The sequence below is a fragment of the Bacteroides bouchesdurhonensis genome (assembly GCF_900155865.1).
GTDB lineage: Bacteria > Bacteroidota > Bacteroidia > Bacteroidales > Bacteroidaceae > Bacteroides > Bacteroides bouchesdurhonensis.
In genome coordinates, this window is the sequence record NZ_LT707006.1 from 2,389,622 (window position 1) to 2,404,079 (window position 14,458).

At 39.0% G+C, this 14,458-nt stretch carries 17 protein-coding genes; 3 read left to right on the plus strand and 14 right to left on the minus strand.

What is annotated here, in order from left to right:
* Window positions 1-2: 2 nt before the first annotated feature.
* Entirely contained in the window at window positions 3-668 is a 666-nt protein-coding gene (locus CZ225_RS09660; RefSeq protein ID WP_077153955.1) for a fimbrillin family protein, read from the minus strand.
* A 257-nt stretch (window positions 669-925) separates the two neighbouring features.
* Between CZ225_RS09660 and CZ225_RS09665 the strand changes: the two genes are divergently transcribed.
* Together CZ225_RS09665 and CZ225_RS09670 are read left to right on the plus strand one after the other, a co-directional pair.
* Entirely contained in the window at window positions 926-2,161 is a 1,236-nt protein-coding gene (locus CZ225_RS09665) for a site-specific integrase (protein ID WP_077153956.1), read from the plus strand.
* A gap of 7 nt (window positions 2,162-2,168) precedes the next feature.
* Window positions 2,169-3,395, plus strand: a complete 1,227-nt coding sequence (locus CZ225_RS09670; RefSeq protein ID WP_077153957.1) for a site-specific integrase — start codon at window positions 2,169-2,171, stop codon at window positions 3,393-3,395.
* 259 nt (window positions 3,396-3,654) lie between these two features.
* On the opposite strand, the gene CZ225_RS09675 is transcribed toward CZ225_RS09670, so the two are convergent.
* The 10 genes from CZ225_RS09675 to CZ225_RS09720 form a co-directional block, all read right to left on the minus strand.
* Window positions 3,655-4,059 (minus strand): GNAT family N-acetyltransferase, encoded by a 405-nt coding sequence (locus tag CZ225_RS09675; protein ID WP_077153958.1) that lies wholly within the window; start codon window positions 4,057-4,059, stop codon window positions 3,655-3,657.
* On the minus strand, window positions 4,056-4,976 hold the full coding sequence (locus CZ225_RS09680; RefSeq protein WP_077153959.1) for a DUF5712 family protein: 921 nt from the start codon (window positions 4,974-4,976) through the stop codon (window positions 4,056-4,058). The genes CZ225_RS09675 and CZ225_RS09680 overlap by 4 nt, the downstream gene beginning before the upstream one ends.
* Window positions 4,977-4,980: 4 nt before the next feature.
* Complete coding sequence (locus CZ225_RS09685) at window positions 4,981-5,565, minus strand: BfmA/BtgA family mobilization protein (protein WP_077155778.1); 585 nt, start codon at window positions 5,563-5,565, stop codon at window positions 4,981-4,983.
* Window positions 5,566-5,819: 254 nt separating this feature from the next.
* Window positions 5,820-6,170 carry a helix-turn-helix domain-containing protein gene (locus CZ225_RS09690; RefSeq protein WP_077153960.1) on the minus strand — a complete coding sequence of 117 codons (351 nt, stop codon included), beginning with the start codon at window positions 6,168-6,170 and terminating at the stop codon, window positions 5,820-5,822.
* A 147-nt stretch (window positions 6,171-6,317) separates the two neighbouring features.
* Window positions 6,318-6,731: a hypothetical protein gene (locus CZ225_RS09695; RefSeq protein ID WP_077153961.1), complete on the minus strand. Its 414-nt coding sequence runs from the start codon at window positions 6,729-6,731 to the stop codon at window positions 6,318-6,320.
* Window positions 6,732-6,741: 10 nt separating this feature from the next.
* Window positions 6,742-6,969, minus strand: coding sequence for a hypothetical protein (locus CZ225_RS09700; RefSeq protein ID WP_077155779.1), 228 nt, complete (start codon window positions 6,967-6,969; stop codon window positions 6,742-6,744).
* Window positions 6,970-7,078: 109 nt separating this feature from the next.
* Window positions 7,079-7,729, minus strand: a complete 651-nt coding sequence (locus CZ225_RS09705) for a DUF1349 domain-containing protein (RefSeq protein ID WP_077153962.1) — start codon at window positions 7,727-7,729, stop codon at window positions 7,079-7,081.
* 10 nt (window positions 7,730-7,739) lie between these two features.
* On the minus strand, window positions 7,740-8,357 hold the full coding sequence (locus tag CZ225_RS09710) for an HAD family hydrolase (protein ID WP_077153963.1): 618 nt from the start codon (window positions 8,355-8,357) through the stop codon (window positions 7,740-7,742).
* Between the two features lie 3 nt (window positions 8,358-8,360).
* Window positions 8,361-8,747 (minus strand): VOC family protein, encoded by a 387-nt coding sequence (locus CZ225_RS09715; protein ID WP_077153964.1) that lies wholly within the window; start codon window positions 8,745-8,747, stop codon window positions 8,361-8,363.
* Complete coding sequence (locus tag CZ225_RS09720) at window positions 8,744-9,910, minus strand: MFS transporter (protein WP_077153965.1); 1,167 nt, start codon at window positions 9,908-9,910, stop codon at window positions 8,744-8,746. Before CZ225_RS09720 ends, CZ225_RS09715 begins: the two co-directional genes overlap by 4 nt.
* A gap of 129 nt (window positions 9,911-10,039) precedes the next feature.
* Here CZ225_RS09720 and CZ225_RS09725 point away from each other — a divergent pair, with 129 nt between their 5' ends.
* Entirely contained in the window at window positions 10,040-10,612 is a 573-nt protein-coding gene (locus tag CZ225_RS09725) for a Crp/Fnr family transcriptional regulator (protein ID WP_077155780.1), read from the plus strand.
* 156 nt (window positions 10,613-10,768) lie between these two features.
* Here CZ225_RS09725 and CZ225_RS09730 read toward each other — a convergent pair whose 3' ends face one another.
* From CZ225_RS09730 to yidC, 3 genes are all read right to left on the minus strand, one after another.
* Window positions 10,769-11,074, minus strand: a complete 306-nt coding sequence (locus CZ225_RS09730) for a fimbrillin family protein (protein ID WP_129585783.1) — start codon at window positions 11,072-11,074, stop codon at window positions 10,769-10,771.
* Window positions 11,075-11,168: 94 nt separating this feature from the next.
* The gene (gene bexA / locus CZ225_RS09735) at window positions 11,169-12,500 is read right to left on the minus strand and encodes a multidrug efflux MATE transporter BexA (protein WP_077153967.1); all 1,332 of its coding nucleotides are present in this window, start codon (window positions 12,498-12,500) and stop codon (window positions 11,169-11,171) included.
* A 94-nt stretch (window positions 12,501-12,594) separates the two neighbouring features.
* Window positions 12,595-14,445 carry a membrane protein insertase YidC gene (yidC, locus tag CZ225_RS09740; protein WP_077153968.1) on the minus strand — a complete coding sequence of 617 codons (1,851 nt, stop codon included), beginning with the start codon at window positions 14,443-14,445 and terminating at the stop codon, window positions 12,595-12,597.
* Window positions 14,446-14,458: the final 13 nt, after the last annotated feature.

The window sequence follows — 14,458 nt, forward strand, 5'->3', positions numbered from 1 at the left end:
GTTTACTCGGCTGTACCGCCATTATCAATTTCATCATCTTCCCAAGCACCAATATTAACGTTGATTCCATAACTCGTTTTACTCACAGTGACAGGAATACTGTAACGTCTTCCTCCGACAAAGGTAATTTCCTTTTTCAGATTGAAATCTCTTCCATCCACATAGACTGTAATAAAGTTATCTGCTGAAATGGTTTGTGGAACAATTAATGCTTTGTAGGAATAAGAATCTCCTGTTTTTAATGGGGTAATGGTTTTACCTATTCCCGTTGCCGTTGCCGTTCCTTTTATAAGGTCTATCGATGCTCCTGTACGTATATTATTTATTTTGATACTGACATTGGCTTTTGCCAGACTTTCTGTTGTAAATCCATTCCCCGGTTGAACTGTTACTACAGCACAACTAAAAATATGATTTGTTGTGATGACTACTGCTTTTTCAGTCGGAGCTACCCCTGATGTCTTTCCATACAGAAATTCGCTATCTTTATAAGCTTGTTCCGTAGACTGATCTTCTTTGATTGAAAAAGCATACGAAGTAAGATCGGATGGAGTACCGTAAGGAAAATAGCAGTAGAAATCCGCTTTAGTCTTATCATCTTTCCAATAAACATCAATAATAGGTAAGACAGGAAACGATAAACGAAGCAACTGTTTATTTGTTAGCACTTTATGTCTTTTGATGGCATGATGGTAAGACAGGGTAAAATGCCAAGAACAGACAGAAATAGTCACCGTTCCGTTACCAAGTCATTACCTATTTACCATCAGGAACGATAAGGCAGAATAGCGGATTTCACAGCTAACAGACAAAGCAGAAAGAAGCGTTTCATCATTCGTCTTTTGATGGCGTTCTTCGGCTGTAGTTTCCATTCTTCAAGTAACTCACTTAAGGAATAATTTTGTAACTAATTAAAAGTGAGCGTATGAAAGAAGAATTAAAGGTATTATTCTACCTCAAAAAGAATCAGGTAAAAGCCAATGGGCTATGTTCCGTAATGGGGCGTATAACCATCGGACGGTCAATGGCACAGTTTTCGGCAAAGATAGAAGCCGAGCCATCAAAATGGGATGCCAAAGCAGGGCGAATGACTGGAAAGAGTAACCACGCTTTACAGGTAAACCGTCAGATTGATAAAATCAATCTAAGCATTAACGCTCGTTACAAAGAGTATCTAACTAATCGGGGGAGCGTAACAGCCGAAGAACTGAAAAACGCATTTCAAGGCATTGCCACCACACAGGAAACCCTACTGAAAGTATTTGCGGAACACAACGAGGTTTACGGTAAACGTGTCGGAATAGACAGGGTGAAAAGAACCTACAAGGGATATTGTAACGCTTACAGTCATTTGGCTGACTTCCTGCAAAAGAAATACCATGTTCGGGATATGTCATTTAATCAACTCACATTCTCTTTTATAGAAGCCTATGATTTTTATTTACGGGTGGGTTTGAAGATGAAGCCGAATACTGTATTAGGTTATATTATCCCATTCAGAAAAATAGTTCGTACTGCTCTCAACAAAGGATTTATTGCCCGTGACCCATTTACGGAGTACAAACCTGAACGTGGACAGAGCGAACACCGTACCCTAACGAGCGAGGAACTGCAAAAGATAATGAACGCTACATTTGATTCTCCCAACCGTACATTTATCCGTGATTTATTCGTTTTCTCCGCTTTCACCGGATTGGCATTTGCCGACATACGAAGATTAACAGAAAAGGAACTTGTTACAACCGAAGACGGAAAACAGTGGATTGTGATTGCAAGGAAAAAGACAGGTACGATTTCCCGTATACGGCTATTAGATATTCCCTTGCAAATTATTGAGAAGTACAAAGAGGGCAGATTTTGTGAGAAACTGTTCTCTGTTCCCGGATATTCAACCGTTGATATAAACCTCAAACGCATTGCCGAAATATGCGGAATTAGAAAGAATCTGACATATCACATGAGCCGTCATACTTTCGCTTCGGAATTGTGCCTCTCGCAAGGCGTACCTATCGAAACAGTTAGCCGGATGTTGGGGCACAAGGATATACACACCACACAGATTTATGCGACCGTTTCCACCCAAAAGATAAGTGCCGATATGAAGCAGTTATCTGAACGGATGGCGGGAAAGTTCTCTTTTGTCAAATCTCAAAACCAATAATAACATCATGCGTAGCACATTCAAATACCTGTTTTATATCAACAGGAACAAAGTAAAGAAGAACGGGCTTTGTCCCGTGATGGGTCGTATCACGTTGGACGGGGAAATCGCCCAGTTCAGTACAGGGCTGGAAACCAATCCTGATTTGTGGGATGCTAAAATAGGGCGTTCAACCGGAAGAACGGCACATGAAACAGGCGTAAACAAGGAACTTAAAAGCCTTTCGACTTCCATAGAAAAGCATTATGCCTACATTGTAGAAAAAGACGGTTATGTAACAGCCGAACGGGTCAAAAATGCGGTTATGAATATAGCCCAAGAACCAACCACGCTACTAAAGGAACTGGAAGAAGCAACCGAAGAAATACGAAAAAGTATAGGCATAAACCATACGATTGCAACCTATCGGGCGTATGTAAATGCTCATTTGAACCTGTCCCGTTTTATCCGTGATAAGTACGGTAAAAGTGATATGCCGTTTTCATCTTTGGAATACTCCTTTATTGAGAATTACGATATGTATCTGAAAATAGACCATAAGATGGCAACGGGTAGTGTGATGCAACATATTGTCTTTCTCAAGAAGTTAGTTAAACGAGCCATGAACAAAGGTATTATATCACGTAATCCGTTTTTTGGTTATGTACCCGACCAACCTAAGACATCCCGCAAATGGTTGTCTTGTGAAGAAATACAAAAGGTTATGACTACTCCGATAGAGCATCCGAGCGTGGCATTTGTACGGGATATGTTTGTTTTCGGGTGTTGGACTGGTTTATCGTACACGGACATCAAGAATTTGCAGGATATAAATATCGTGACGGATAGTGAGGGTAACCAATGGATAGATATTAAGCGACAGAAAACAGGTAGTAGGTCGCTGGTTCCATTATTGGATATTCCAAAGGAAATTATTAAGAAATATAAAGGTACTGGCGAAAAAGGAAAAGTATTCAAGATGTTATGTATGAATGTTGTTTGTCAATATACTAAACGTATCGGCAAACTCTGCGGATTGGATAAGAAACTCACATTTCACATGAGCCGACACAGTTTCGGAACAAGTATTTGCCTGACACAAGGCGTTCCGATAGAAACACTTAGCCAAATGATGGGACACCGAAATATCAAAACAACTCAGATTTATGCGGAAATAACAGGTGCTAAAATCGAAGAAGATATGCAACGGCTATCCCAAAAGATTGAGAACAAATATCAGTTGGTAAAATCCTGACATCATTCCCAGACCGTTCTAACGTATCATAGGGCGGTCTTTTTCTTTTATGCCCATCACTCAAACCAACATATTTTTCCTTTTTTTCTCTGATAAACATCTTCTATATGGAGAGAATAAATAAGGCAACACTTTTGATAAATTTACTCTTTTTGTGGAGCAAAAAGGAAGAAATTTATTAAAACCCGCAGGGCTTGGTGTTGCCGTTTTAGGCTCGGAATATACCTTTGTGTTCAGAGAAAGAAAGGATTAATTAAGATTATTCCATTGAAAAATAAGAGATTAGTTTGGCTATAGCTATTGCAAAGTTTTCACCATCTATGCAGTAAAAGCCTAATTTCTCGGCTAACCTACTACTTTTAATATTGGCACATTCAATGCCGATATGGTTAAAACCGTACTTTCGGGCTATTTCTGTCAGAAATCGGATAAAGTGCGTTCCGTGCCCTATCCGTTCTTTTGAGAAACCCAATCGGGCAATAATCAGGCAATCAGGGGGAAATCGGCTTTCAACCTTTCTAATACGCAAATACAAATCTACCCGGCTGTTTCTCCGGGTGGCTATAATCTTATCTACTGTCAGGAAAACGAGCGATTTACGATACTTGAACCGTTCCATCAGATAGCGGTCTATTTCGGCTCTTAGGTCTTCATACTCAATCATCGTCTTATTCCCCTTTTCTTTTTCTTCTTGCGTTTCTGTGCCTGTAATTCTTCTGTCGGTGTAGCATTGTTATTGTTGCCATCTCCTAATGAGAAAATAGACAAAAGAGAATCACCCCTACTATTGTGCTGCTGATTGTTAGAGTGTCTATTTTCTTTCTTGTTGTCGAGATTGCAAGAAATATTGTTTTCTTTTTCACTGGATTGGAATACTTCTTTTTTCTTTTCGCCAGTAAAATTTTGATTCTGTAATTCAAGCTGTTCGGAAATAGAACCGTTTTTCATTATGTTGTGGTAGTCAAACGATTCGGATTGTTGGCGGTCGTAGCCGAACAGTTTATCAAATCCCTGTTCTGCCTTTTGGAATAGGTTCACACGGTCAAAACCACCTGTTATTACTCCGTTTTTGGTATTTTTGTGGTTGGTAAGCGGTGATAGCTTCTTTTTATTAGCTTGGTCTTTTCGGCTCACAATCAAATGGCAGTGCATATTCAGTTCGTTGTCGGAACGGCTACGGTCAAAATGTATCTTCCCGTAAAACTTTATATCCGCTTCGGATAGTCCTTTGTTGAAGTTCTTGGCATATTCAGGAATAAACATTTCCCGGATATACCGTTTCATGGATTCGGCTTGTTCCTGTTCGGTGTTACCCATCGCTTGAAGTTCACTTTCCGATGGGCTGACATGAATAGCGTAAAACTTAGCATCGGTTTTTAAGAGTTGCCCGATATTAGTATCTATATCTTTTATAACCTGTGATTTATAGATGTTATCCTCTGTCAGATTAAAAAAGCCATCAGTATAGATTCCTTTCTCCATCCGTTCCAAATCCTCATGCTCCATGTATGAAGCTAATTGGCGGCTACTTCCTGCATTGTTATATGTTCCTCCCGATGGCGGGGCAAAATCTATGTGCATGGTTCTATGTATTTATCAGATTAACGATTTCCGCTTTAAGGTTCTCTTTCCGTTTACCGTCCATCACGCCACAAGTTGATAACTCCGAATAAAGTTGTATCAGTTGGAGCAGCTTCTTATAATCCCGTTGGTGTATCTGATACAGGGCGGTGAGTTGTTTTCCCTGTTGGTTGATTACATCAGCGTGCTTGCCGAACTGCTCACTTACTTTTTGCAGTACGGCTGTTTGCCTTTCTCGACTGGCTGCCAGTTGTGAAAGGATAAGGTTTTCCAATTCCTTGCCGATAGCATCGAAGCGAACAGCAATAGAATTTGCCGTTCGTATCATGGGATTCAGCTGTTCTTCCTCGTAGTGACGGATGAAACGAATTATATCGTCCTGCCGTTTATTTATCTTCGCCAGTTCCGATTTTACGGATTCCGGTGCTTCCGATGGGTTGATACACGCTTTATCAATATAGACAAACGCCAAACGGACTATTTCCCCTTTTTTCAGTGAATAGCGTTTGCAGAGCTTATCTATTAGCTTTCCCGTTTGCCGGTCTATCCCGATGGTGGTAAGGGTAGATATATTATTGGTCTTATCCATGATTATAACTTTTTTATAAGGAAAATGAGATTCATTCAGTTGATTATAAGCGAAATACATTTTCAGGTTATAATCACTGTTATAAACGGTTACGAATGTAACCTATTAAAGCCGAAGGCTTTGCCCCGCAGGGCAAGAGGGAAGAACAGGACTTGTCCAGTTCCCTCTTGCTTCATTTAGCGAAACGAGCCGAGCCACAGGGCGAGGCGGTTTCTGCTAAATGGGGTTTGTTAGCACTGCATCAGGCGATAGCATTACCCACCTTGTTTTGCGGTGGTTTGCCTATCGAGTTGGTTTTCCTTTTTGAACCGTTCGTAGGTCTTACAATCAGCGTTTTCTTGAATAAATGCTCGGATGTCGGCTGCACGGTAATAGGTTTTATGGCTTATCGTAAAGTAAGGAAGTTTGCCACTAGCCCGATACCGTTGTAGGGTTCGGAAAGATACTTTCAGCAGGAAAGCCAAATCTTGATTGTCGAGTATCTTATCATTTTCGTCCAGTACCTTGTCGGTATTGATAAGGGATTTCAGGTCTTGCCCGATTTCAGATAGCTTTTTCGATAGTCGTTCCATCCACTTGTCGAAGTTTTCGTTGTCTATATACATTTTGCTTCAATTTTTAGTTTAACATTTTTGTTCTCAACCGATTGATGAAGCAAAATTCGGCAGAATATAGAAATTAAAATAGAGGAGCCCGGTATTGACTCCTCTATTTGTTGAATGTAATTGATTATATATCAAATTGTTATAAAATCATCTTTTTTCATCTTTGTTCTTCAATGCTTCCGCTTCTCGTTTCTTGTATTCTTTAATAAGAACAGCTTTTAAGGCGTCCAGTGTTTTGGTAAGATTGTATGGCTTACGCTTGAAAAGTTCACTTTGACGGTCATAGATACCATTGAAACTAAATCCAAAAGCCTGTTCAAACACTTCTGAAAAAGCAATGATTGCAGGCTTCTTGCCAGCATTGTCTGTGATACCACCTAATAGCATTAGGGCTGAAAGAATTTCGGTCATACCCATAATTCCAAGATTTTGGAACTTTGGTATGACCGATAAAGGGGATTCAAAAGTTAATGGTGCTTCCGAAGAGAATGATTCGGGATGCGTAATTTTGAAATTCAGTAGTTCCAATTCTGCATTAATAATCGCCAGTGCTTTTTGCAAGAATAGCTTTTTAAGTGCATTTTTCCCCCTGCCCGTAAAGAGATGTTGTTTTAAGTGAAGCTAACTCAATACGGGTAGCTACCAAAGTTCGATAAATTTTTGAATAATCTTTCTCACAACTTACGACTTCTATTTTCCCGAAAAAATCATCATAGGCATCTTGCATTTCTTCATTTGTTACTTCTTGTGAGGGTTCAGCCAATAGACTGAAAAGTCTCCCTTGTAATAATTCATCCATAAGCATAAAATTTAAAAGTAAATATTAATAGTCAGACCGAAGTCCTGTTTTATGCCGAATGATTTTGTATTAATCTTCTGGAAAGAATCTCAATACTTCTCGTCTTTATTTACTCTGCATTATCTTGCAACCATTTCAATCTGCGTTGGTCGGGTAAATGCTTTACTGAAAAATTCTCAAATTTGGCATTAAATCCATTTCCGTCAGGACATGCACCCATAAATCCAACCATAACAGGACAATTGTCCTGTAACCATGCGTTTCGCATCATGATATAGTTTTTATCATCGAAGGAATAAAATACTTCTACTGCATCCAATCGCCTTACCGCTTTTATCCATATAAACGGAATCGGTTTTTCTAATGTGATCACACTCCAATCGCTTGTCTTATGGGTTACAACTGTACTAAGATTATATTTGCCATCGACAAACTCTATTCCCGCCTTAATATAGTTCTCATGGTCTATACGCAACATCAGTCCCGATTGGTCAAAGCGGATTTTATAATCGCCCGATATTTTCACCTTCACTTCAAATTCACCGCCATAGGTACTGTAAAGAAAAGGGGCGTCATCAACCGTAAACCCATAATGGGAAATACGCCAATAATCACTTTGAGGGGTTACATACATGGAAAGGGTATTGTTTTTAATTTCCCATTTCTCCGGCTCGTTGAACCATTGCATTTTTTCTAAACTCTGCGCCATTACATTGCTTGAAATTAAAATTGTAACAACAAAAAATAATAACTTCTTCATCTACTTGCTTTTATGGATTATTATACTGTAACACTGCTGACAATTGCCCACGTACATTGACAATATTGTCGAAAAGGATTGCTTTGAAGCCTAACTCTTGCGCCGTTTTTATATTGGCGTGGTTATCGTCAATGAATACGGATTCTTCAGCATTTAGCTTATGACGGTCAAGTAGCACTTCATAAATGCGTCTGTCAGGCTTAATCAGTTTTTCTTCTCCCGACACCACAATGCCATCGAATAGCTGAAAGAAATCGTATTTACGATAAGCTATTTGTATGGTTTCTGCCGACCAGTTTGTTAATCCCCATATACGATAATCATGGTCTTTCAGTTCACGCAATAGCTTTACACCATCAGGCAAGTCGCTTTTAAGCATATCTTCCCAGTTGTCCCAAAATAGTTGGATGGCATTTCTGTATTCAGGGTGTTGGGACTGTAAAAACTTTATTCCTTCCGAAAAAGAACGTCCTTTATCCTGCTCCGCATTCCATTCGCTGGTACAAATGTTCGCAAGAAAATACTCCATTTCGTTTTCATCCCAAAAGAATGTACGGTAGAAATATCTCGGATTCCAGTCCAAAAGCACACCGCCAAAATCAAAAACGATATTCTTTATTTCTTTCATGGCTTATCCTGCAATTTCCACGTAATTTCCTTCTGGGTCTAATACCGCACTTTCATAATATCCGTCGCCTGTGGTTCTCGGTTCGCTCGCAATCGTATAACCGTCTGCACGCAATCTTTCGGTAAGAGCGTTTACAACATCTTTTCCTCCTACCGAAATAGCAAAATGCGCCAATCCTTTCAAATTACCTCTACTGGCAGGACTTTTCATGTCCGGAACGTGCATGATTTCAAGGCGTGTTTTATCGTCCCCGAAAGAAAGGAAATAGGATGTAAAATTCCGTTTCATATTTACATACTTCTCTCCACAACTCATGCTAAAATACTTCATGTAGAATTGACGAAGCAATTCTAAATCTTCTACCCAAATTGCCAAATGTTCGATTTTCATATATTTCTATTTTTAATGGTTTGAAATTTCCTTGTAAAAAATACTATTAATATTCCGAATGATGAAGCTATCCCCAAAGCAACCCGTAAATTTGTTGCCTCCGATAAAAGCCCCATAAGTGGCGGTCCAATCATAAAGCCAACAAAGCTGATAGATGATACGATAGTAATCGCCACGCTGGCAGGAATATTTTGTAATCTTCCCGATTCACTATAACAAATCGGAACTATGGATGATACCCCTAATCCTATGAGCATAAAGCCTAATGTGGCTACAATCAGGTTCGGGAAAGCTGTCGCAAGCAATAAACCAGATGTAATCAGCAGTCCGCAAAACGTCAACACTTTCGGTGCTTGATAGCGATAAACAAACCTGTCTGCAATAAAGCGTCCTAATGTCATTGTCCCCATACTGGCAATGTAGCCTAAGCGTATAAATGCTCCTTCGGGTTTGATGACGGTTGCAAAATATACGCTGCTCCAATCGAACATAGTTCCTTCACAGAACATTCCCGCGAATCCGATTAACCCCAAGAGTATTAAAGGCAAGTCAAACCGGATAAGCCGCTTACGGCTTTCTCCATCGTTGCTTTTTGCCGTTGAGCTGTCAGAAATAAGGTTTTTACCTGCTATTAGTGCCATCATTACACTAACCACAGCTATAAAGGCAAAATGTGTAAGAATGGAATATCCGGCTTGAGCCAAAACCGCACCTACGATACCTCCCAAAAATCCGCCTAAACTCCATAATCCATGAAAGGAAGCCATAATATTCCGTTGGTATAATGCTTCTAATCCGCAAGCCTGTGTATTAAGGGCGATGTTTACGATATTTGCTGCTGTTCCGAAAAAGAAAAGGACAAGAAATATAGTTCCTGAACCGTTCGGGATAGCTATCAATAGAAGGGCTATAGCATACAATAGTATAGAGAGTGGCAGTATTTTACGACTGCCGAATTTGGTTACTGCATAACCGGATATAAGCATCATTGATAATTGTCCGGTTGGTATGGCAAATAAAATCTTGCCTAAATCGCCATCGGACAGACTTAATGAGGTTTTTATATCCGGTATGCGGCTTGCCCAACTGGCAAATATCAACCCTGCAATGAAATAAAAGAAACTTATTGCAATTCGTGACCTTGATAAATTTTTACCTATCATCTTGATTTCTTGAAATAATTATCTGGCAACAAAATTAGACATGTAACATTAGACATGAAATGACCTGCGTCAATTTCGTCTATTTCAATAAAAACCAGTATCTTTGATGACATAATAGAATTGTATGCCATGAATGTTATAAAAAAGATGTTAGATAAATACAATGTGAGCTTTTCCGAAAAATCAATTGAAAAACTTACAACTATACTGGAACGTAAAGAGTACTTGAAAGATGAAATCATTCTGAATCAGGGACAAATTAGCCGTTATATGTATATTGTTGAGAAAGGAATAATCCGCCAGTTTTACTACAAAGACGGGCGGAATATTACCGAACATTTTTCCTGTGAAGGAGATATAGCCACATGTCTTGAAAGCCTATTTTTAAAAGAGCCTACCAGATTGCTGGTTGAAGCTATTGAGCCGTCCGTAATATACCTGTTGGATTATGCTAAATGGGAAATGCTTTGCGACGAGTATCCTAATGAGTTTAATAAATTGTATCGCCGTATTATGGAATACAAATTAATTGTATCGCAAAGGAAAGCAGATTCATGGCGCTTTGAAAGTTCCCATGAACGTTATGAACGTTTTTGTCGGGAATTTCCTATTGTTGCCAGACGTGCTTCCATTGCTCATATAGCTTCTTATCTCTTAATGACACCCGAAACTTTAAGCAGAGTGAGAGCGGGGATTTTGTAATTGTGAAATTTATTATATCTTTGCATAAGTTATTTGAAGTAGTGGAAAAATACAGTAGAACAAAGAAGTTCACTTGTTTCTAAGTCATTACCTATTGTCTATTTTGAGTTAGATAAATCTTTGTTTTATAGAAGAATATAAAATTATCTCATTTTCTTAATGAATATCTACATCCGGTTCCCATGTACCATTATAGGTAAATCCTATATTGTCTACATGGTTACCAGTACTTTGCAAAGTACCAGGAGCATTTCCCTTATAATTTACTACGTATAATCCGATCTTGTCCTGATTTTCATATCCATAATCTGTAGCACGGGAACTTGCAGTAATTCCACAGTTTAATGTAATAGGAATCGGATCTGCAGGTTTCTCTTGATCTTTTACATGTTCTTCTTCCCCTGAAGAACATGCACTTGTTGCCATTAACAGGCAACCAATAACCCAATGGTGTGTTTTCATCCTTGTTTGCTTTTGTTGATTATATGCTACAAAGATAAACACTCATTTGAAAGAAAACAAGTTCATAATGGTTCATAAAAAAAGGAGATGAACCTTAGATTTTCTTCTTCTGCCAGTTTCCTTTTTTCATATACATATAACAGAATAAAAGCGTAAATATGCCATACACACTTTCCGTTGTCCAAGAAAAAGCAACGTCCATGCGTAGATAGAGTATAAAATAGGTAGCATAAACCATATAGATTGCTAATACTACGAGCTCCATTGCTAATGCTGTGCGAGTATTTCCTGTACCTGATACTGATTGGAAATATACATTAGCGGGTACTAGAACCAGGTATGCACAACATAACACCCACAAGGATGGTATGGAAGCTTCCCTTAAATCGGGCATATCTGTATAGATACTCAGAATCAGATTAGGGAACAAGCAGAAAATAATTAGTATCGGTAAAACAAAAGTATATCCGATGCGGATATGTTGCCGGATAGTTCCACGTACACAGTCTTGCTCTCCCGCACCGATCAGGTTGCTTACCAAAGAACCACAGGTCGCGGCAAAAGCCATTGCAATCATGAACGGAATACCAGATACATTACGGATGATATTTGCAATTGCCAAAGAACGTTCGCCCAGATGTTCTACGAAAAGGAAGAACATGAACCAGGTAGATAGAGAAACGAAGTTCTGAATCATTGTCCAAACGGATACATTTAGAATTCGCTTTAATGTCTGTTTCTGGAACTTAGGCAGGATATTCAGTGCATACTTCTTACAGTCAATTCTCTTCCATGTATAAATAATGAAGAAAATAACAGATACAAGTTCGGACAATGAAGAACCAATAGCTGCACCTGCTATACCTAGTTGTGGGAAACCAAATTTACCAAAAATCAGGATATAGTTGAAAACTACGTTTGATAAGACCATTACTATCGAGTTCAAAGTCAGCGTTTTGGTTTGTGTTGTCCCTACAAAGAATGCCCGGAACATTACCATTACAAAAGAAAAGAAGAATCCGTAAATACGCCAGTTAATATAACTCGAAGCCGCATCGTAAATATGTTCCGAAGATATAATACTCTTTAATATATGGGGTGAGAATATTCGTGAAATCGTAAATAAGATAGCAGCCATCACTAAAAGGAAATAGATACCCTGATAAAATATCGGTCCGATTTCTTTGTAGCTTCCTTCTCCATTACGCCGCGCGATTAATATTTGTGCTCCGATACTAAAGCCGAATGCCATCATGAAAATGGCAAGGTAATAAACACCTGCAATGGCAGATGCTCCTAGTTCAATTTCACCTACACGTCCCAGAAAAGCGGTATCTGTCATACCGATCAACTGTTCCATGATCAAACTGATCAGGATTGGGTAGGAGATTGTCCATATTTGTTTATACGTATATTTTGTTTTCATAAAAAAGTTTTTAAATGTGTTTTTAGCGAAAGAAAGCCGGACAAACCTTATGGCTGCCCGGCTTCCTCAGAATATGTTTTCGGAAATAAATTCCTTATCTTTTATTCTGTTTTTGCTGCTGTAATTGTTCCTGTTGCTTTTGCATAGCTTCCAGACGTGCAGCAAATCCGGTCTTTTTCATTTGTTTAGGGTCTTTCTTTTTGGCTTCCAAAATTGCCAACAATTTAGTTTCATCCGTTGTTTTGCGCAGTAGAATCATAGTTCCCACACTAATCAACGTTGATATGAAATAATAATAGTTCAATCCGGAAGGATAGTCATTCAACACGAACAAGAACATTATCGGCATCAAATACATCATCCATTTCATAGCTGCCATTTGCGGTTGTGCTCCATTATCCTGCATAGACATCGTGTATTTTGTATTCAGAATGTTGGTTATCGTCATCAGCAAACAGAATAAGCTAAGGTGGTTACCCAAGAACGGAATGTTGAATGGGAATGTAATGAACGCATCGTAGGTCGAAAGGTCATCTGCCCATAAGAAGCTCTGCTGGCGAAGTTCGATTGCACTTGGTACGAACATAAACAATGCCATCAAAATAGGGAACTGTAACAACATTGGCAAACAACCACCCATCGGACTTACACCGTACTGGCTATATAAGCTCATCACTTCTTGTTGTTTCTTCATTGCATCTTCCTGCTTCGGATATTTTTTGCTGATTTCATCAATCTTCGGTTTCAGTACACGCATCTTTGCAGATGACATATAAGTTTTCCAAGTAGCCGGATAAACCACAACTTTCACTATGATTGTCAGTATCAGCAATACGATACCCATGCTTAATCCCCAGCCGGATAACCAGTCGAATATATTGATGGTGATAAACTGGTTAATCCAGCGAATCAATGGCCATCCCAAATATACCAGTCTGGAAAGTTCCCATTTCTCATCACGTCCCTTATCCAATGCTTTTAGTGTCTTGTAGTGGTTCGGTCCGAAGTAGAAATACATTTCCGTCGGTTGCTTTCCTGCCGGATCGAAGAAAGTACTCATGTCCGCAGAATAATCTTTGATATATCCGCTTCCTTGTTGTTCCATTTTCGATTTAACGGAAACCTTGTTGAAATCCTGATCAGCAATGAATACAGAAGAGAAGAACTGGTTTTTGAAAGCTACCCAATCAATCGGCGTACTTTCCAGATTCTTTTCATCATCTTTTGCAGCCGACAAATTATCTACATTATCACCTTTTACCTTATAAGTCAGTTCAGCAAGACGATTTTCATAAGTGAATCCCTTTTCCAATTGGCGTGCACGTTGTGTCCAGTCGATATCAATATAATTCGTATTGACCAATTTATCCGCCATACCTGTTGCTTTGATTTCAAAGTTCATCAGGTAACTGTTTGGTTTCAATGTATAGATAAAATCGATATAGCTGGCACTATCAGCAGCTAATCGCATTGTTACACTACTATCAGTCTTGTTTACTGCTTCGAAATAACAATCTTTAGTCTGGATAGCTCCCTGTTTATTATAGAAATTGAAATTCATTGAAGCATCATCGCCATCGAACAAAACGACCGGAGTCTTTTTATCTTGAGACATATAATCCTTCAACATTGCAGAGTAGACACGTCCACCTTTTGTAGAGAATGTTATTTGTGCTACATTATTCTGGATGATAATCTTTGAATCGGTTCCATGCATTGTATTGAAGAACAGAGAAGAAGAGTCCGCTTGTACAGCTGTCTTTTCATGGGCCAGTGCAGCCTCTGTTTTCGCTTTCAGTGCTTCTGCTTGCTGTTGGACCAAGGTTATAGAATCATAGTACTTCTGTTGTGCAGCAATCTCCTCTTTACTTGGGCGGCTGAAAAAACTGAATCCTACCAATAATATACCTATTAAAACGAAACCGGTGATGGTGTTTTTATCCATTCTTTGTTATTTT

What these genes read in the sequence shown, in the direction of transcription:
- CZ225_RS09665 (WP_077153956.1), top strand. Translation starts at nt 926, where the DNA reads ATGAAAGAAGAATTAAAGGTATTATTCTACCTCAAAAAGAATCAGGTA.
- CZ225_RS09670 (WP_077153957.1), top strand. Translation starts at nt 2,169, where the DNA reads ATGCGTAGCACATTCAAATACCTGTTTTATATCAACAGGAACAAAGTA.
- CZ225_RS09675 (WP_077153958.1), bottom strand. Translation starts at nt 4,059, where the DNA reads ATGATTGAGTATGAAGACCTAAGAGCCGAAATAGACCGCTATCTGATG.
- CZ225_RS09680 (WP_077153959.1), bottom strand. Translation starts at nt 4,976, where the DNA reads ATGCACATAGATTTTGCCCCGCCATCGGGAGGAACATATAACAATGCA.
- CZ225_RS09685 (WP_077155778.1), bottom strand. Translation starts at nt 5,565, where the DNA reads ATGGATAAGACCAATAATATATCTACCCTTACCACCATCGGGATAGAC.
- CZ225_RS09690 (WP_077153960.1), bottom strand. Translation starts at nt 6,170, where the DNA reads ATGTATATAGACAACGAAAACTTCGACAAGTGGATGGAACGACTATCG.
- CZ225_RS09700 (WP_077155779.1), bottom strand. Translation starts at nt 6,969, where the DNA reads ATGGATGAATTATTACAAGGGAGACTTTTCAGTCTATTGGCTGAACCC.
- CZ225_RS09705 (WP_077153962.1), bottom strand. Translation starts at nt 7,729, where the DNA reads ATGAAGAAGTTATTATTTTTTGTTGTTACAATTTTAATTTCAAGCAAT.
- CZ225_RS09710 (WP_077153963.1), bottom strand. Translation starts at nt 8,357, where the DNA reads ATGAAAGAAATAAAGAATATCGTTTTTGATTTTGGCGGTGTGCTTTTG.
- CZ225_RS09715 (WP_077153964.1), bottom strand. Translation starts at nt 8,747, where the DNA reads ATGAAAATCGAACATTTGGCAATTTGGGTAGAAGATTTAGAATTGCTT.
- CZ225_RS09720 (WP_077153965.1), bottom strand. Translation starts at nt 9,910, where the DNA reads ATGATAGGTAAAAATTTATCAAGGTCACGAATTGCAATAAGTTTCTTT.
- CZ225_RS09725 (WP_077155780.1), top strand. Translation starts at nt 10,040, where the DNA reads ATGAATGTTATAAAAAAGATGTTAGATAAATACAATGTGAGCTTTTCC.
- CZ225_RS09730 (WP_129585783.1), bottom strand. Translation starts at nt 11,074, where the DNA reads ATGAAAACACACCATTGGGTTATTGGTTGCCTGTTAATGGCAACAAGT.
- bexA (WP_077153967.1), bottom strand. Translation starts at nt 12,500, where the DNA reads ATGAAAACAAAATATACGTATAAACAAATATGGACAATCTCCTACCCA.
- yidC (WP_077153968.1), bottom strand. Translation starts at nt 14,445, where the DNA reads ATGGATAAAAACACCATCACCGGTTTCGTTTTAATAGGTATATTATTG.